This is a genomic window from Nocardia sp. NBC_01730, from assembly GCF_035920445.1.
GTDB lineage: Bacteria > Actinomycetota > Actinomycetes > Mycobacteriales > Mycobacteriaceae > Nocardia.
Genome location: NZ_CP109162.1, coordinates 2,048,867 through 2,069,064, shown reverse-complemented (window position 1 = coordinate 2,069,064; position 20,198 = coordinate 2,048,867). Strand labels below are relative to the sequence as shown.

The following is a 20,198-nucleotide window of genomic DNA, read 5'->3' as shown; positions in this document are numbered from 1 at the left end:
GATGAGGGTTGCGCATGACGCAGAACGAAAGCCTCGACGTCGACACCACAGCTTTGAAAGAAGCCGGCGGTGCTCTCGCCGAGGCCCAGGAAGCGTTGATCAACCACAGCAGGACAGCGGCGTCGTTGTGGGGCAAGTTCCTGACCGTCGCCGCGGGTGATGATTTCAGCGAGGACTTCATCCGAGACAAGGGCGGGCAGCAAGGCCTGCGGACACAGTTCACCGCGGTGCACGACGGAAACAACAGTGCCGCCGAGGTGGTCGGTGCCGCGTCCAAGGGGCAGGTCGATGCGGCGGATTCGTTGAAGAATGTCGATATCGGGTCCGGTCACACCATCGCCAACACTGTCCCGAACGTCACGGTGAAGGGTTGAGGCATGGCGGATGATTTTGCCGACGCTTCCTTCGCGGAAGCGATGGATTCCTTTACCCAGCAGATGCAGTTGATTTCGGGGTTACAGCAGCAGCGGGCCCGGTTGACCGCGTCGGCTTCGGTGCGGGATCGGCGGGTCACGGTGACGGTCAACGCCGACGGTGTGGTGATCGAGACCAAGTTCTCCTCGGATATCGACGATTTGGATTACGACGAGATCGCCGCGGCGATGACCCAGGCCGCGCAGCAGGCCGCCGCGGAGATCGCTCGCCGGACCGACGAACTCCTCGCGCCGTTGACCGAGCAGAAGATGACGATGCCCAAGTTCTCGGACCTGGTCGAGGGGTTCCCCGACGTGCAGGGACAGATCCCCGCCGCGCCGGTCGTGTCGCTGGCCCCACCGAACGCGGTGGAACGTCAAGAGGTAGCCGACGACGAACCGGGTCGGGTAAGGCCGTCGGATCGGTCTTCTGGAGTTTACGATTCCAGCTGGTGACCTGAGATGGGTTGCCATGTCCGCTGATTCGGTGCTATCGAATTTCGATGGGGTTTCGGTAGCGCGTGTGTGGTGTGGTCGGTCCGTCCCTGAGTATTTCGGGCTGTGTGTCCGATCTTATTTCCGTCGGGTCCGGGTGATCTGACATGGGTATTCCGTTTCCTCCTCCGGGGATGGCGTGGCTCAGTTATCTGGTCGGTGTCAAGCTGCCGACGATCGATGAAGACGACGTCGGCCAGGTGCAGCAGGGTTTCGAGCATCTGCAGCAGAACATCAACGGCACGGTGATTCCGGTGGTGGCCATGGCGCGGAACAAATCGCGTCGGGCGTATCCGGAGGGTGACGGCGCGGATGGTATCGACAAATATTTGGCGCGGATCATCTCGCACAACAAAAGTGTCGCGGGTGGCTATGGTGAGCTGGCCAAAGGGATTCACAGTTACCGCGGTCAGGTCGTCTCGGCGAAGCTGAACGGTATCTTCGGGCTGATCTGGATGGGCACCGAGTTCGCCAGCAGTAGTCTGTGGGGTCCGGGTGCGCCGTTGCAACAGGCGTACGCGGTCGCCTCGACCCGGATCTTCTTCCGCTGGCTGGCCTCGCGTGTGACACAGGAAACCGCGGAGATCCTGGCGCGTATGGCCACCAGGATCGCGATCGAGGACACCCCACGGCTGGTGCAGTGGATCACCAGTGACGTGGCGAAAGAAATCTTCAAACACATGGGGAAGGAAGCGTTCCAAGAGTTCTACCAGGGGACCGGGCAGGAGCTTCTCGTCGAGGCCGAGATGATCCGTGAGGGTTATCAAGAAAAACTGGACTGGGAAGCGATCAAACAGAACGCGGTGATCTCCACCATCGCCGGCGGTATCGGCGGTATCGGTGGGCTCGGTATGCAGAAGCTGACCCAGAAATTCAACTGGAACAGCGGCGCCCGCTGGGACCGGATACGAACCGGTGTCGTCGTCGGTGGTGGCGCGGGGCTCATCGGCCAGGTCGGAGCGATGGTCTCCAACGGCCTGATCTACAACAACTGGCAGACCGATATCTACGCGTGGTCCGGTGGCGTCGCCGGTGGCGCGGTCCCCGGAGTGATCGGCGGGTTCCGCGCACCCCGGGTCGGTGAAGGCCAACGGATGCGCCGCAGCGACTTCACCCTCATCGCCGGACAACCCGATATCGGTGACGGCACCACAACCAGCAACCCGACAACCACCACCACAACCCCCCCGATAAACACCAACACCGGCACCAACACCGGCACCGGCACCGGCACCAACACCGGCACCGGCACCGGCACCAACACCGGGGCCGGCACCGGGGTCGGGGTCGGGAACGGTCGGGCGTCCGGCGATACCTCGCCGACAGCGAACACGACCACGAATCAAGGGCACAGCAACACCACCACCGAGCCCGGCCACGCCGAGGGGAACGGGTCCGATACTGCGGCGGCATCGAACACCGCCGAGGACGGATCCCCACAAGCATCGCAAGCCTCGGCGTCGACCGCGCCGCCTGCCGCGGCAGCCACCACCACTACCGAGACCGGTGCCGGACCGGCTGGTGGTGCGGTAGGCACCGACCCGCACGGTGGGGCGCTGGTCACCGGAACCCAGCACAGCGAACCCACAGCAGGCCTCGGATCCACCGGGAACACAGCCGCAGACCCCACCCCGGTCGACGGGCAAGCCACCACACACGCCGACACCCCTGCCCCCGCCACCGACACCCCTGCCACCGGCGCCCCTGCCACCGGCGCCCCTGCCGCTGGTGCTGGTGGGTCTGTTGCTGGTGGGCCTGCTGCTGGTGGACCGGCGTCGGGGTCGGGTGCGGGCAGGAGTTCGGCGGCAGTGCCGGGTGGCTCGAGCCAGGCCGGTAGCGGTAGTGCATCGAGTACTGCCGGTGCCGGGCGCTCGTCGTCTGCCGCGTCGGGTCGGCGCGGTACGAGCGCGGACCGGTCACGGTCGAGCGCGGTACCGGATACCTCCGATACCGAGCCACGAACAACGCCACGCGCTGCCGGTGCCGGGGCCGCCGGATCCGACGCAGCGGCCGCTTTCCGCAACATCATGAGAGACACCACCGGAATCGTCGCAGAAATACAAGCGGCCAGCGCGCCCAGCCACGCCACCAGCGACACCACCAGCGACACCACCAGCGACACAGCTGGCACCCAGGCCGAATCAACCGCCACCCCCGAATCGGCCGCCACCCCCGAATCGGCCACTATCCCCGAATCGGCGGCCGATTCCTCGACCGCGCAACCGGACACGAGCGAGACCGGCGGGGGGCTGGCAGATGACCAACAGGCCCCAACCCACTCGCCCGACCCCGCCACAACCACCCAGTACAACGGCGAGACCGGACCGGAATCCCACGGTGAGCCTCGGGCTGGTTCGGACACTGATGGCGGCACTCGGGCTGATGGCGCGACTTCCGATGACCCGGCCAGGGGTGGTGATTCGGATTCGCGCACTCCGGATGACACGCGGTCCGATGGTGAGGTCGGTCCGGAGTCCGAGGGTGAGTCTCGGGCTGGTTCGGACACTGATGGCGGCACTCGGGCTGATGGCGCGACTTCGGATGACCCGGCCAGGGGTGGTGATTCGGATTCGCGCACTCCGGATGACACGCGGTCCGACGGTGAGGTCAAGCCGGAGTCCGATGGTGAGGTCGGGCCGGAGTCCGAGGGTGAGTCTCGGGCTGGTTCGGACACTGATGGCGGCGCTCGGGCTGATGGTGAGTCTTCGATTGATCCGGATGGTGATTCGGATTCGGATTCGCGCACTCCGGATGACGCGCAGCCGGATGGTGAGGTCGGTCCGGAGTCCGAGGGTGAGTCTCGGGCTGGTTCGGACACTGATGGCGGCGCTCGGGCTGATGGTGAGTCTTCGATTGATCCGGATGGTGATTCGGATTCGGATTCGCGCACTCCGGATGACGCACAGTCCGATGGTGAGGTCGGGCCGGAGTCTGATGGTGAGGTCGGGCCGGAGTCTGATGGTGGGTCTCGGGCTGGTTCGGATGGTGATTCGGGTTCGGGTGGTCGGGGTGATGGGGTTGGTCCGGGTCCGGAGGTGGGCAGTGTCGATTTGACGGGGCAGTGTGCTGCTCGGTCGACGAATGTGTTGGCTGCGCAGTATCCGACTGCGGGTATTCGGCCGGTGGGGTCGTCGGATCCTGCTGGTGTGGGTTCGGATGTGTATCAGAGGCAGATCGGTGCGGAGTTGGTCCGGTCGGGGAGTGGGTTGGCGCCGAGTGCGTCGTTGGAGTCGAAACGGTTGTATAGCGAGGCTGCGGCTGAGCGTAACCGGTTGCGGGAGGAAGCCGAGCGGGTCAAAGGGCAGCAGCGTACGCGTCAGAAGAAACGCACGAGGCGGGTCGGGCGTGTGCAGGGGCGGTTGGAGACCGCGTTGGCGCGGGTGCGGGACGGGCAGCCGATCGCTGCGGGTTTGCAGCAGCAGTTGGATCGGGTGTCCGCGCGTACCGGTCGAACCACCGAGCAGGTGTTGACACAGCGTATCCAGCAACTGCAGGACCGTGCCCAGAGCCGTGAGCGGGTCGAGGGGCAGCGGACCCGGGAGCGTGAACAAGAGCTGGAAACCAAGGCCGGTACGGAAAGAGACCGGCTGCTGAAACTGTCTCGGGATACCGGGCAGGTCACTGGTGAGCGGTGGCGGCGGATGTCGCGGTTCGATCAGCTCGAACACCAGACGATGGTTCTGGGTGAGGGCGCCACCTTGGTGACGGTGCTGGCTTTCGATACCTCCGGGGACAACACCGTCGGTGGGCATGTGGTCCATTTATCTGTTGAGCATGGTGTGGTGATGATCTACGACCCGGAGACCGGGTTGAAGAAGGTTTTCACTCCGGAGGCGATCCCGGAGGTCACCGACAAGATCTGGGTGACCGCGATCCGGTTCGACGGCTCGAAGCTGACCCCTTACACCGTGAATGTCGTCAACGGCGCCGACGACGAAGACGAGCGTGACCGGGTGCGGCGGTTCCTCGACGCGGATGAACAAGACCGGTTGAAACGGCAACTGGATTACGCGTTGGACCGGTTACGCGCCGAGCATCGCGATACCCGTACGCAATTCGATGACCTCGCGCGGGCGGCGGGAGTCAGCGACCCGGACGTGCTGGATGCGTTACGCGACCCCGACCGCTACACCGATGCGCTGGCCCGGCTCCCCGCGCCCGCGCTCACCGAGACAATGACCGTCGCGGAGCAGGTGCGTCTGCTCGAGGCACGGGACCGGTTGCGTGACAGCGTCGCTCACCTGCACAAGGTCGAGCAGACCATGGACTCGTTACAGGAAGCGTTGGGGCAGCCACCGGACCCGACAGCGACCCCCGCCCAGCAGTCCCGCCACCAGCAGCGGGTGGTGGGGCTGCTGGGCGCGGTCACCGACTGGGTCGGAGCGCTCGAGGATATCCGGACCTTGGCCGCGGGCGTGCCACAAGCCCAACTACACCGGTTGCTGGCCGGAGACTTCGAAGCAGAACTGGCCTGGCTGAACGAGACCAGGCCCGACGAGACCAGGCCCGACGAGACCAGGCCCGGTGAGCGGTTGGGTAGGTTGGCGGCGGTGGTGCGCCGCGCCCCGGTGATGGCCGAGAACCTGCAGACCGCCCAGGAGTTGCTGGCCAGGTTCGCGAACCCGACCCCCACCAGGCAGGCCGGGGCCGGGCAGGCCGGGGCCGGGGCCGGGGCTGGGGCTGGGGCTGGATTGCAGAGTCAGGTGAGCCGGCAGGTGGGTTTTGTGCTGGCGCGGTTGAACCAGCAGTTGGATACCGCCCGTAGGCAATTGAATACCGCGGCAGCAGGGTTGGGTGTGGACGAGGACACCCACGCGGGGTTGCTGTCCCCGGAATTCGAGACCACGCTGGCCCGGTCACCGGATTCCTCGCAGTGGCGGGTGGTGTCGGCGAACGCGCACTACTACCACGAGCTTTCCGCTATCGCCGACCAATGCACCGGGCTGCTGTCGCGGATCAACGACCGCACCCGGCATTCCCCGCAATGGCTGACCGATACCACCACCTACGCGACGCAGGCACTGGCATGGGCTGCGGCAGTACAGGCCATGCACGAGGCCACGACCTACGGCAGACCCCAACCCACCCCGGACGCGGCCCCGGACGCGGCCCCGGATGCGACCGGTCCCGACGGGCTGCCTGATGCGCGGGGGCAGGCCCGCACCCCGCAGGAGCTTCGTGCGGAGATCGCGCGGTTGGGTGAGCTGCGGGAGCAGGCACGCGCGCGGCTGCAGACCGAACAGGAAAGGTTGGGAACCGCGATCGCTCAGGCCGCCGCGCAGATCACGCAGCGGGAATCCGACCTGGCCGCGCTGGATTCCGACCGGACCGTGTCGGCTACCCAGCATCGCCGGTTACAGGCCGAACGTGACCTCGCGGCAGGGGGGCCCCGGTGGCGCGACGGGCCGGCGTTGTCGCCGCAAGAGCTGGCCCGGCGAGAGGGGCAGTTGGCCCGCCAGCAGCAGCAGCTGGGTGAACGCCAGCGGATGCTGCAACGGCAGCGGGATAGCCTTGCCCGCTCCAGACAGCGGCTGACCACGCAACTGCGTGCACTGGAAGAATCAGAAACCCAGCAACAGATCAACGAACTCGGACACCGGATCGGCCAGCTCCAAGCACAACTACCCGTCCAACCACCCCCGACCCCGGCCACCGACCCCGATTCCGGCCCTGATACGGCCACCGGCCCCGATACGGCCACCGACCCCGATTCCGGCCCTGATACGGCTGCCGGCCCTGATACCGACCGTGATGGTGGGCTGCGGGCGTGGGGTGGGCGGGTGTCGGAGGCGGAGATGGGCAAGCTGATCCGTCGGGTTTTCGATTGTTCTGATGCGTTGGGGGATTCGTGGCAGAAGCTGGAGCGTGAGCAGCTGGATCTGGGTTCGGTGGCCGGGGTCACCGACACGAACCAGCAGCGTGACGCCGATCGGGGTGTGATGGTCGGTGAGGTCGTCATGGTGGCTGGTCGCCCGTTCCGGTTGGCGGTCACTTCGGCGGGGGTGCCCGACAGTGTGGAGGGGTATCGGGCGGCGCCGGTCGCGGCCGCGGCGGCGCGGGACAGTCTGCGGACCTCGTTGCAGGAGCATGACCCCGCGACACCGGTCACCGAATCCGATCGGGCCGAGATGGTGCGTGCCGCGATCGATGCCGCGCAGGCCGCGGTCGTGCGTTTGACCCGCCGAGATCACACCCGCCGGATCAGTGAGGCGCTGACCGCGGCGCAAGCACAACTGCCCGAAGACGCTGACCCGTTGAGTGAACCCGCCCAAGCGCAGATCCGTGCGCGGGTGCGCCGCCAGATCGACACCGAACTACTCGAGGGTGTTCGGCCACCACAGGCCAGTATCGCGGTGGTCGTGTTGGATACCGGGATCGATGGCCAGCCGGGACAGTTCACCGCGGGCTCGGTCGGCGGTGACCGGGTCCAAGTACTCGACCCGAACAACCCGGACAACTCCCACACCATCACCACCGACACCGACACCGACACCGACACCGACACCGACACCGACACCGATGTTTCCGGGGTCGGTCACACCCTCGGCTTCAGTGTGCCGGACCTCAACAACACCGACACCGGTGCTGGTGCTGGTGTTGTGACTGCGGGTGGACCGCCGACCGATCCGGGCCGCTACATCAGCAGTGGTGTGGTCACCGACTCCCAGGTGTTGTTGCTGCATACCGCCGGGTTGGGGGGGACCTCGCGTTCGGTGGCGTCGCTGGCCGGGGAGTTCGCTAGGCATCCGGATGATCTGAGCACGGCGATGACCGCGCTGGCCGACAACTCCCCGCAAGACCGGGCTCTGGCCGGTGTCGCGGTGTCATGCGCTCCGACCGAACCACAACCACCCACCACACCACAACCACCCACCACACCGCGACCACCCACCACACCACAGCCACCCACCACACCGCGGCCAGGACCGGGGTCGGGGCGGATGGCTGATGCGGTGCTGGCGGCGGGGGTGGCTGATCTGGCCGGGTATCACCTGGCCCGCCAAGATTTGAACGAGGCAGCCGAGGCGCTGCGTGCGGCGCGGCGGCTGGATCGGGAAGCCGGACACCGGCCGGGGGATGGGCCCGGCCGGCGGGAACGGCAGGCACGCACCCTGACCCGGCACGCGGCCCGCAGGCTGGCACAGTTGCAGACCCGGATCGATGCACTGTTCGACACACTCGACGCCCACGCCGACGCCGACGCCGACGCCGACGCCGACGCCGGTGTGGGTGTGGGTGTGGGGCTTTCGCTGTCGCGGCAGCAGCGGTTGCGGGACTTCGGTGTGGTGGTGGCGCGGTGGAACCTGGTCGATACCGCGTTCCGGGCCGCTGATCCGGTAGACGAGGCCACGAGGCGGTCGCATCAGGAGGCCACCGGGGCGGTGCACGCCGCTGCCGCGCGGCTGGCCGCTGATCCGGTGTTACGCCCGATCGCGCAGGTGGACGGTGGTTGGGGCCGAGTCGAGTTCGCTGATGACGCCACCATCGCCGAGGACATAAATGCTGCGGTCGCGCATTTCGATATCGATCTGGGTGAGGTTTTCGGGGTCAGTGATCAGGGTGCGAACGCGGCCCGGCCCGATAACCAGGACTGGATGGACTGCGAGGTTGTGCATACCCCGGTCGGGCCGATCCGGATTTCGGTGGTGTGTCACGGTGAAGACGCCACTACCGATGCGCGTCGGGCTGCTCGGGTGGCCGCGCGGGTAGCCCGGCAACGGCTGGCGGGTTTCGCTGTTGAGGAGCAGGGCGAGTTCACCGCGGAGCAGGCCGGCCAGGCGGTGCGTGATGCCATCGACGCCGCGCAGGCCGCGGTGGTGGCCTTGACCGACAGTGACTACGCGCAGGACCCGCATCCGCCCGAGACCACGATCGCGGCGGTGATCGTGACACCGGGTCGGGACGGGAAACCGTCCCGGTATGCCGCGGGCAGTGTCGGTGATACCCGGGTCCACATATTGCGGGCCCGTGGCGAGTCCGAGACGGTGACCGACGAGGACCCGAACGCGCTCGGCCGTGACGGGGGTCCACGCGAGCGTGACGATCCGCTGCACGGGGACTATGTACACACCGGTGAGCTGGCGGGCACCGATGTGGTGGTGCTGGCCACCCGCGGGTTGTGGGTAAACAACCCCGACCCCGACGAGATGGATCTCGTGCTGGATGAGGGGGCCAACCGCGACCTGCGGGATATGGGCACCCGACTGGTGAACCGGGCACTGCTCAATGGTGCGCCGGGCAATGTCACCGTGGCGCTGGTGTCAGCGACTACTGTCGAGTCGACTCCGCGGCAACTGCCCCCGCCTGCCACGCGGATCCCGGTCTGGTTGCGTCGCTCCTACCGGGTGTTGTCGCAGGAATACAGTCACGCCCACGACGAGTTGTGGCGATTGGCCACCGAGGTGGGGGTGGACCCGGAAACGGTGGTGACCCCGCAGGGATCGGCCGCGGTCATCGCGGAGCTGACCGAGGCGGGCCTGGTCCGGGGGGTGCGGCTGCGTCTGGAACTGGCGGCGAATCATTTCCACGACATCGACACCCGACAACGTCAACTACAACGGTGGCTGACCCGCCCGGACACCCACCCGACACCCGAATTCTCCGACGAGGACACCGACTACCTGATCGCGTTGTCGAATTGGGCGGTATCCCGCCGCGAGCTACACACCGCGATACTGGCCGCGGTCGACGAGTCACTCCTACAACAACGCGGTGAACACACACAACTGCTGCTACAACTACCACAACTCCTCAACAACCCCGACCCCAACAACCCCGACCCCAACAACCCCGACCCCAACCTCAACAACCTCGACCCCAACCACCCCGACCTCGACCTCGACCACCTCGACCTCGACCATCCTGCCGGTCTGGGTCGGTTGCCGGCCGGCCCGGCAGTGGCACTCGCGGTCGGCCGCTACCGCGAGGCCGCCGCCGATCTGACCCGCCACCGAAGCCGGCTATCGGACACCAGCTCCCGCGACGGGAGCTTGGAGATCCCGCCCGGGCTGCGCCGCGGCTACCGGATACTGGTCGCCGAACACGACAACGCCCGGCAGCGGTTGAGCGGGATACTCGGCTCGCTACCGGTCACGATCACCGATCTGACCGGTGCCGACCACCACACCGCGCTGGAAGCCCTACGCGAGTTGGCAGCCGAGGCCAGCACCGAGCAGGACGTGCTACGACAGTTGGCCCTCGAGGTAGCTGCCGACCCGCAGCAGCTACAACAGGTCACCACCGAGCTAGCCGCCTCGCAAGAACTGGTACGCCGGATCGAATGGGTACAGGACCTCACCGAACGCTATCACCGGGCACACAATCAGGTGCTGGCGCTGGAAGAGCGCATCGAAAATCATCGTGGCGGCATAGACGCGGTGCACGCCCAGCCACGTCGGACGCTGCCGGCTATCGACCCCGAGCCCACCCTCGAAGAACAGGAGCGGGCACAGCGGCGGTGGCGGACGATCCAGAACTGGGCGAGGTCGCCGCAGGATTACGCGTTCGGCTGGGAGTGGACCGACGAGCGGACCCGGCGGGCGCTGATCCAGACAATGCCCGAGGTACTCGCTGGCACCGAGGGCCTTCCGCGCTCGGTGCGCGACGAGGCGACGCGTCTGCTGATGCTGCGCATGCGCAGCCGATCGACGCAGCAGTCGGCCGCCCACCTCGACCCGCAGCAGCGACAGCAGCTGCAACAACAGCAAGGCGTGTGGAACTTCCGGACCGACATGGTCACCGCTGCCGAGAACTGGGCGGCGCAGGTACCCGGGCATCCGGCGGTGACCTTGCTCGGGCTGGGCGGTTCGCTGATGGTGATCGGCGACCTGGACAATGCGCAGGAAGTCAGTTTCCACGCCGTGCGCGGCAACACCGCCACCACGATGCGTGCGACCGCCGCCGCAATCGACGATGTCGCGACCGGCACCGCGAACGGAGTGCCGACCGCAGCGGTAGTGTGGGCCGGCCCGGACGCACCGACCCTCGCCCAGGAAGTAGCCCGTTTCCTGAAAGACCGGGTCTCGGCCGACCAGCCGCTACCGCTGGTGCGTCTGGTCGGTCACCACGACCTCGATACAACCGACACCGCCCGCCGGCCCGAGCCGGGCGTGGACCTGGTAGCCGCGGCACTCGATCACGAAGACCTGGCCAACCACCGAGACGAAGGCCGGGTCGTGGCCACGGCGCCGGAGCAGGGGATCGCGGGCTGGGTGATGTCGCATTCGGTGGACAGCCTGGTCAACGTTTGTTTCGCCGAATCCAGCCGAAAGGTGTTGGAGCAGGCACGGACGACGCGGTTGGCGCTCGGACGGGACACCGCGGAGGTGGACGAGCGGCTGGCCATTCTGAACCTGATGGCGACACCGGAGAACGGGATCTCCGGTGAGCAGGCCGCCATGCTGGCCGGTGGGGACTGGGAAGGCTTCGCGGGCTTCGCCGAGATGCGCGACGCGGTGCCTGAGGGCGGGATGATGATCGGCTCGGTGGCCTTCGACGGCTTCCAGCGCCGCGGCGTGGTCGGTGCGCACGCGGTGGCCATCTTCCGGGTGAACGGCCGGGTCATGGTCCTCGACGGTGACAATCCGCCGGTGGACTTCGACACCTGGGCAGCTGGGCTTTCCGGGGTGATCGGTTGGCACGGTATCGCTTTCACTGCCGACGGGTCCCCGGTGCACGAGCTGGACGAGCACGGCCGAACCCGCGGCGAGGCGGGCAAGGCGTTCGCGGTGGCGAATATGGGGTCGCGGACCATCCGCGGGCCCACCCTCGTTCCCGAAATCGGGCCGCAGTCGACGCCAGAGCTGTCCCGGCTGGAGGGCGAAGCGGATTCGCGCAAGTCGGGGCTGGTTGCTGGGGTGCGCGGTCCGCTTGCGGCACGGCGGGGGGTGCTGACCAGCGACGGGGAGTGGCTGGACCCGGAGCTTCTGCTGGATCCGCGATCGCCGGAGCGGACGGTGTGGAACCGCCGGATGCGCTTGGCACGGGTCGAACTGGCCAGGCGGCTGGGGATCTCGCTCCGGGTGCTGGAAGATCCGGTATTGGTGGCCCAGGAACTGGCCGACCTGCGCGAGCGCACCGACAAGTTGCCGGAACTCGAGCAGGCGGAGCGGCAATTCCGCTGGCGGTATGCGGTCGACCAGAACCTTCAGCAGCTCGATCGGCTCGAGCGGCGCGCCGGGCAGATCGCCGAAATGCGGCGAAAGCTGGACGTTGCCCGCGTGGTGGCTCGGGGTGGCGGTGACACGGCGAACTTCCGCCGGTTGGCGGCGCAGGTGCACCGGCTCGAGCAACTCGCAGGGGAGCGGGAAAGACTGGACTTCGGGTCCCCGATCCGGGGCAAGCACCTGAGCCGGATGGTGCTGCAGCAGCGGCAGGCCGAGTTCGGCGAGCCCTACAACTGGGCCGGACTGAAGCTGAATACCCTGCTGGACGGGGATGTCCCGGCGGAGCACATGTCGCGTGCGGAGCTGGTGGCGATGACCCGGCTGCCGGAGGACCTGCGCAAACGCCCGCCGGCCGATGTCGATGAAGAGATGCTGGTCGAACGAGCCCGGCTGGCAACGGAATTCCTGGAACTGCGGGACAAGCTGGAATGGAACCGGGAGCTCGACGGGCACCAGCTGACCGCCCGGGTGCTCGACGAGCTGATCGACAGCGGGCTCCACGAGGCGCTGCGTGACTCGGAGAGCACCCAGGTCCCACCTCGCCGCGGCGAGGTGGGACCGGAGCTGACCCGTGCCCGCCGTGACGCGGCCGGAGAGCGGGTGGGATACCGGCAGGCCCAGATCGCACAGAACGATGGCGCCGCACCCGGGCCCGCCGGCCCGGCGGATCTCGATGCCCTGAAGGTAGGGCAGCCACAGCCGGACGAGGCGGTTCGTGCGATGTTGGCGGCCATGGGTCTGGATATCCCTCCCGACCCGGATGTTTGGGGCGGATTCCGGCAATTGCGAAGCTGGGTAAGGGAACTCGCGCAGCAACTCGACCTCGGACCGGCCGAGGAGGTGATGCAGTATCTGCAGCAGCTGCGCGACCACGAACGTGCCGTGCGGGCGATGGAGCGGCATATCGCCGCCGCGGACCGGATCGACGCGATCGAGACGTTGTCCGCCGCGCTGAAGCAGGCGCGCAGCGAAAACGGTGCTGCGGATATGAGATTCGCCGAACTGTGGCGGACCGCGATGGGCGGGGCCGATCAGGAAGTCTTGGGACCGCGGTGGATGTGGTCGGACGCCGGGCATCGGGAGCGGCAGCGGGAACTCGCACAGCGGATCGCCCGCACGGAAACCGATCCGGACCGACTCGCACTGTCCCGGAATCTGATCGAGCTAGCCGACACCGCCGATGCGCGCGCACACTGGGCGCAGCGACTGCGCACCCTCGAATCGCAGCGGCAGGTACTCGACGAGTTGGCCGGCGAACTCCGCCTGGCCCGGGAAGAACGCGACACGCTCGCCGACCGGCACCGCGGTGATCACGCCGCCCTGACCGCCGGCAGACAGGAATTGGCCGGCCGGATCGCGGAACTCGACAGCGCGCTGAACCGCGAACTGCGCCGGGCCAAAGCTGATGTCGAGCAGCAGCAGCGGACGGCACCCGCGGGCAGCGCCCGCCCGGTCCCAGAACTGCACGTACGCCGCAGGCAGATTCCGGGCACGCTGCCCGCCGACGGTGTCGACGGCACGACTGCGCCGCGGCGGCCGAATATGCCGCAGATCCTGCACCTGATCGACGCGCCGAAACTGTGTGCCGCCGAGACGCTCTGGTTCGGCGCGAAGAAGTTCGGCCTGACGGTGAAGCCGCCGTCGCCGCAGGACCGCGAGTTGCAGCTGCACGGTTTGGACCCGGCCACGGCCGCCTTGGCCGCGGGCGCGAAATGGCAGCCGGGCGGATTCGAGTCCCTCGACGAGATGTATGCCATCGCCTCCCAGGGCGGTGTGGTATTCGGCGCGGTGGACTTCGGCGACACCGGCGCGCATATGTTCATGGTGTACCTGGGCGACGACGGCGAAGTGCGGGTGCACGAATTCGTCGACAACAAGGTCGTCGACGTCACCTTCGACGAGTGGGACAAGCCTGAAGGGCCGTTGTACGGCATCGTTTTCGTGCCCGACCCGGACGAGCCGGGGAAGTTCGAGTCACTGCACCGGCTGGCATCGGGCGAGATTCCGCCGAACAACCCCGGCGAGGACCACCCGGAACGCAACCTGGGCAACCGGTTCGGCTTCGACCGAAGCGAACCGGAACCGCCGCAACCGCAGGAGCCGGACCTGCCGCTGGGCTTGGGCTCCACTCTGATCCTGACCCGGCAGATTGCGCGCGACCGGTATGCGGAACTGCGCCAGGCATATCCGGATCTGTTCCGGGGGCAGGTCGATATCGGCGCCCTGCTGGAGGAGCAGTCGGTCGTGCTGGCCGACGAGCAGGCGCTGCTGAACGATGTGCTCGACGAGGAGAATGCGCCTGCGGAATTCCGGCTGCCGCGCGACCTCGGCGACGTGGCCGAGGTGAATCGGGTGCTGGCCTATCTCGGCGGCCGTGCCGGCAAGTCGGACCAGCTAACCGAGGCGGAGCGTCGGTTCCGCGAAATGAATGATTGGGTGAACCAGCTGGCTGAGATCCGGCGGGTCACCTTGTGGGACAGCCGGATTTCCGCGCTGGAAGAAGCGCTGCACGCCACGTATGCCCTGCCCGACGGTCAACAGGCATACCTGGAACGCGCCGCCGAGGCGGTGCGGCTGGAGGACAGCGCCGACGCAATGAACCAAGCTGCCGCCTCGGCCCGCCAGAAACCGCCACTGCAGGCAGTGTTCGCCGAGCCGGTGCGGCTGGCGCATCACCAACTGGAACCCGAAGACCTGCCGTGGTTGGCGCAGCCGGGGCTGCTGGCCAGGTTGGAGCGGGACCAGAGGCTGACCAGGGCCAAACTTCGGGACATGCTCCTCCTGGGAGACCAGGAATTCCCATCGGTCGGCGATCTGCAGCGGATGGTGCGGAAGAAGTCGGAGCCGGTGCGGGAAACTGCCCGGGAATACGCCGAATTGGTGTCCATCCTCGCCCGGTACACCGAGAACAGGGACCGGATCACCGCAGCCGAGCGGGAGCGGCGGACTTTCGATGACACCCTGGCCGCAGGCCCGGCTACCCGGACCCTGCCCGATGACCGGCTGAGTCCGGCATTGAGCGAGTTCGCGATGGACATCGCCGTGCGAAGCGCGGAACGCGAGCAGGAACTGGACAACGCAGCCCGGGAGCTGGCCGATGTATCCGAGGGACAGCCGCAGCCCGACCTGCGGAACATCGGTCCGGACACTGAGGCCTGGCTGGTGCGCGAGCTGACCCTGGCCAAATGGGCGGTCGCCGAAGCCGAACGGCTGCCTGCGGGTGCGGTGAACCGGCTTCGGGTACACCGGATCCTGGTCCGGGAGCAGCCGGGCCGGGCCGTAGAGCCCGCTCGGCTCTACCAGGCGCTCGACCGCATGTTGGTGCTGGTGCGTGAGGCGCGCGGGATGGCGCCCTGGACCGGTGGGCTGACGGCGCTCGCCGCGGCCCGGGCGCAGGCACATGTCGAGCAGCGCATTGCCGACGACCGGTACACCGCGGCCCGTGGGGCGTACCACCGACGCTTCCCGAACGCCGCGGAAACCCCCGATCTGCCGATCGATCCCCGCAATCCCTCGGGCCGGGAGGCTTTGGCCCGGCTTCGCCGGGCACGCACCGGACTTGCGGCACAGTGGCGGGAACTGCGTAGCCGCCCGTGGCGGGCGGACAATGACGAACTGGCCCAGCATTATTGGGCGCTGACGACGCTGGTGGATGCCGCGGGCCAGTGGCAGGATTGGTCGAGGCGCGCGGATGCGCTGGACACCCAGCTGAACCAGGCCGAGAGCTTCGCCGCGGACCGTGCTTCGGCCCGCGCCCGGCGCGCGAACGCCTACCGGACACTGCTGGACGCAGTCCGCGACAGCGGGTTGCAAACGCCTGCGCCGGTGGATCCGGCGCTCTGGCAGCAGCAGGCGATCAGTCTGCGCGACGAGATCATCCGCGAAGAGTTCCTGCTGCAGAACTCCCAGCCCAGCGCAACCGTCACCGAGCGACTGCGCCGGTTGGAAGTGGCCCGGCACGCGGTCCTCGAATTGCTCCGGGCCGCGCAGCATGTCGACGGCGTCGATGCGCAGCTGACGCAGGGCCTGGTGCACCGGACTGCGGAGGCGGTGCTGGCCGCGGTGGCCGACGGCGCAGGCCCGGGGGTACTGACCTACCAGGACCCGGACACCGGGCATCCGGGCACTCCGCCGAGTTCGATACTCCCGCATGAGTTCGGCATGTGCGCCGATGCTACGCACGGTGATATCGCCGGGTTCTTCGAACGCCCGATGGATGGCTTCGACCCGCAGTCGGAGACTGCGGGTCGATACGTCAGCCAGTCGGAACAGCGACTGGGCCGTTACCAGGCGCTCGAGTTGGCCGATGTAGACGAAGCCATCGACCTGCTGCGCAGGCACGCGGCCCTCGAAGAGGCGAAGCCGGACAGCAGCGGCAGCCCGGTCGGAGCGGTGATCTACCTGCCCGGCGAGAACGGGCTCGGCCACATGTACTGGCTGGTCCGCTGGGTCGATAACGAGGGCACCGAGCACATCGACCGACGGGACATCGGATCTGGTTTCGTGGAACCTGATTTCAAGGTTGCGCCGGAAGATGTCGGCCGACCAGTGCTGGCACTGTTCCTGAACCACAGGGGCTACCCGGTGCCGTACGTGAAGCGCGAGGACGGATCCATCCCGCGTTCCCGCGGCCACCGTGATTTCCGGGTCGGGGCCACCCCGGATTCGCCGGCCGAACCCGGCCGCAGCTACGACCCGGTGCCGATCACCCGGCCGCATCGCAGCAAAATCGCGCCGGAGGTGTACCGGCTGCGGGTCGAGAAGGTGGGCGGTGAGCTGCTGTTCCGCACCCCGGATCGTCTGCGGTACACGACGCGGGGCAAGCGCAATGTCTTCGCGATGGACGCCGACGGCGGCGGCTACCGCGCTGCGAACCAGGGCGTGCACGGCGATCTGGTGGACACCTACGGTGCCGATGAGGCGGGGGCCGCTGTCCTGTGGCTCGGGAAAATAGTCGCCGGCAGGCTCCGTGAGGTCGAGGTCTACAGCGGCGCGGCGCGGCTGGACGGTTCCGATCCGAAATTCGCGGCCATACTGCGTCACAAATTGCGCCACGACGGCATCGACCTGTCAAGGGTGGACTTCGATTTCGAGGGCCAGGGAGCGCTGTGGCTGGACGGCGCTCCCGGAATTCCGGTGGGCGGGCTGCTCGATCAGCGTGGCAGTGCAGCCGAGTACACATTTACCGGCTACGGCGATGTGGACGGCGACGACGACTTCTGGGTGGATATCGTCGCAATGGAGTTGACGTCGACCGGTATGCGGATCGAGTTGGCGCTCAACCCGGTTCTCGGAGCACCTGGCCGGGTGGTGCTGGAATTCGAACGTCTCGACGGGCAGATCACGGTTCGCTACCGGGAAGTGGACCTGGGGCCGGAAGCCGCGCTGGTCGCATCGGTGGCCCGGGTGCTGCACGACGGGCTGACCGGGTGGCTGGGCCGGTCGGACGCGGTCTGGGCTGAGGACAGTGTGTCGGCGCCGAGCGAGAACCGGTCTGCCCCGGATACTGCCGTGTCGGAGCCGGAGCAGGGCGAGTCCCCGTGGCGGTTCGAGCTGACTATCGGCACGGAGAAATGGCCCGCCCAAGCCGGAGAAGCCCGTGCGCGGGTACAGGATTGGCTGTCATCGCAGCTGCCGGCGGAGACGAGCCGGCACGCGCTGGCTGAGCTGGACGCCATGATGGCCTCGGTGCCGTATCTGGAAGCGGACGGGGACAAACGGCGGATCGAGCTGGAGATCGCCGACGGCAGGCTGCGGGTCCGGCTTTGGGACACCAGTCGCCAGGTCGGTCCGCTTCCGGAACCTGGTGGCACCGAGCACGCCGTCGGACACCGTTCCGGGATGCGTCGGGTGACCGGCGACTGGCGGAAGGTCACCTGGTTCGAACTCGACATCACGCCGTCCTACGTCGAGCCGCGGCCGACCCTCCCGGAGTTGCCGAAATCCGGGATGCCCACGGCGTTGCTGCAGGCTGCGGGGCAGGACACCTGGCAGTGGTTCCTCGGGCGGGTGGAAGCCGAGCTGGATCGGGTTGCGGCCGAGCAGTTCCCGGAGCTGACCGAGGCGGAGGCGCGGGATGCGGCGCGGGCGCAGGTGATCGGGGAGCTGTGGCACCGCGACAGCGAGGAGTTCGACGACGAAACCCGGCGGCTGTTGCTGCACACCATGGGCGACCGGATGTACCTGGCGGACCTGCCGGATTCGGTGCTGGACCAGGTGAACCGGGCTCGACTGGATCAGGCCCGGCAGAGGTTGCGGGCAATACCGGTCGCGGAACGGACCGTGGACGCCGCCGCCGTGCTGGCGGAACTCGATGCGCTGGTGGACAAGCTGACCGTCGCACAGCGGTGGGCGACCCAGCTGCCCGGGATTCCGGCAGTGTTGCTGCTGTCGTTCGACCTGCCCGAACGGCTGCTGCCCGCCGAGCTGCGCGATGAGCTGCAGGGGGTGTCGAGCCCGACGCTGATCGGGTTCGGCACGGTGCGCACCGGCGACCGGCTGGATGTGTATGTCACTGCCCGGACGGAGCAGGACAGCGCTGCGCTGCCGGTCGACGAGGACGAGCGTGCCGCGCATCCGGATCTGGCCGCGGTCCTGAACGATTTCACCGGAGCCGCGCTGTTGTGGATCGCGCCGGCCGGTGTCGATTCCGAGTCCGCGGTCGAGCTGCTGGCGGCGGATCTGGATGTCACGCTGACCCTGCGGGAAGAGACAGCCACTGCGACACCGGAACTGGTGTTGATCGGGAATGGCTCGGACGGCGCGGACATCGCCACGGCAGCGTCGCGCCTGCTGGCGGGGCAGTCACACCGGGTCAGAACGGCTGCCTTCGACGCCTACGAGGCGCAGATTCCGGACCTGGCCGGTGACGAGGATGCCGTGCTGCGGGCGGCCTTGCGGTGGGCCGGGTTCGAGGTGGACGGCCGGGACCTCGACGACGTGGTCCGGGACATGCTGTTGCCCCCAGGGGCCGAATCGCGGGCGGTGCGGGCACGGGCCGCTGCCAATGACCTGACCTGGCGGCAGTGGCCGGCATACGTGCACACGGTGTTGCGGAAGCGGTACCCGCGGGTGCTCGCCGAAGCGCCCGGACTGTCGGCTGGGGTACGCAACGCGGCCGGGCGCGTTGCGCTGGGCAGCGAGACCTCCGTCACCACAACGCAACTCGCCGCCGAAGACGCGCAGCAGGTCGACGAGCTGCTGACCGCGGTCGAGTCGGAGCACACCCTGATCGGCGCGGGCCGGGTGTACTTGCGCTCCGTCGGCTACACCACGGACGGGCGACCGCAGGCGACGCTGGCATTCGGGAACCCGGACACCGCCGCCCGGGTGCACTACGTCGTGCTCGACACCCAGCACCTGGGGCGTGCCTGGATGCAGTTGGCCGAGTTGCTGCACAGCGGACCGCACGACGATCCGGATGCGGCGGTCGTGGTGCTGGTGCGCCAGACCACGCGGCCGGACGGAACGACAACGGACACGCGGGCGGCGGTGGACGGAATCGATCTGGCCGGCACCGTGGCCGCGGACACGGCCAGGCGCAGGCAGCGCGATCCGTTCGGCCGGCGTCCGCAGACCCATGTCGATGCCCGGTTCGCCGCTGCCGACACCGATGTGCATGCGCGGGCCGCCAGGCTGACCGATGATGTCGACTCGGTGGTGGCGGAGGACTCGACCGACAGCTGGTACCGCAACCCGGAGTGGGAAGTCCGGTTGGCGCTGAAAAACGCCCGCGGTGCCCAGGAGGTGTTCGCGGCGCTGATAGCGCAGGAACTGGATCGGCTGCAGGCCGGGAGCTCGGTCACCCTCACCCCGCAGCAGCGCGAATCCGGTGCGCTGTTGTCGACGCTGCGACAGCTGGCGCGGGTTATGGGCCCCGATGCCGAGCACGCCATCGGCCACGCGGTCGAACTGACCACCAGCCTGCTGCGCGCCGAGGCCCAGATACGCCATTACGAGCAGTATCTGGCCGCCGGACGCGAGAGCGACCACTGGGAGTCGCTTTCCGACGCGGATATGAAGCTCGCCTTGGTCACCCAGACCATCGACAACCTGATGGCAGACATCAAGTTCCGGAACGAGCTCGGAGTGTTGGCGGCCGAGATCTACGGCAGTGACTCGGACG

General features: G+C 67.8%; 3 protein-coding genes (1 of these 3 cut by a window edge). All 3 read left to right on the top strand.

The window, feature by feature from the left end; translation table 11 throughout:
- The first annotated feature begins 14 nt into the window (after positions 1-14).
- Positions 15-374: a hypothetical protein gene (locus OHB12_RS08045; protein WP_327112622.1), complete on the top strand. Its 360-nt coding sequence runs from the start codon at positions 15-17 to the stop codon at positions 372-374.
- A gap of 3 nt (positions 375-377) precedes the next feature.
- Positions 378-869 carry a YbaB/EbfC family nucleoid-associated protein gene (locus tag OHB12_RS08040; RefSeq protein WP_327112624.1) on the top strand — a complete coding sequence of 164 codons (492 nt, stop codon included), beginning with the start codon at positions 378-380 and terminating at the stop codon, positions 867-869.
- A gap of 146 nt (positions 870-1,015) precedes the next feature.
- On the top strand, positions 1,016-20,198 hold the 5' portion of the coding sequence (locus OHB12_RS08035; RefSeq protein WP_327117624.1) for a GNAT family N-acetyltransferase. Its footprint extends 78,167 nt past the window's final position; 19,183 of the gene's 97,350 nt are visible here — the first part of the coding sequence; the start codon lies at positions 1,016-1,018; its stop codon lies beyond the right edge, outside the window.

Excerpts from the sequence above, each read along its gene's own strand:
- OHB12_RS08040 (WP_327112624.1), top strand. The coding sequence starts at position 378 with ATGGCGGATGATTTTGCCGACGCTTCCTTCGCGGAAGCGATGGATTCC.
- OHB12_RS08045 (WP_327112622.1), top strand. The coding sequence starts at position 15 with ATGACGCAGAACGAAAGCCTCGACGTCGACACCACAGCTTTGAAAGAA.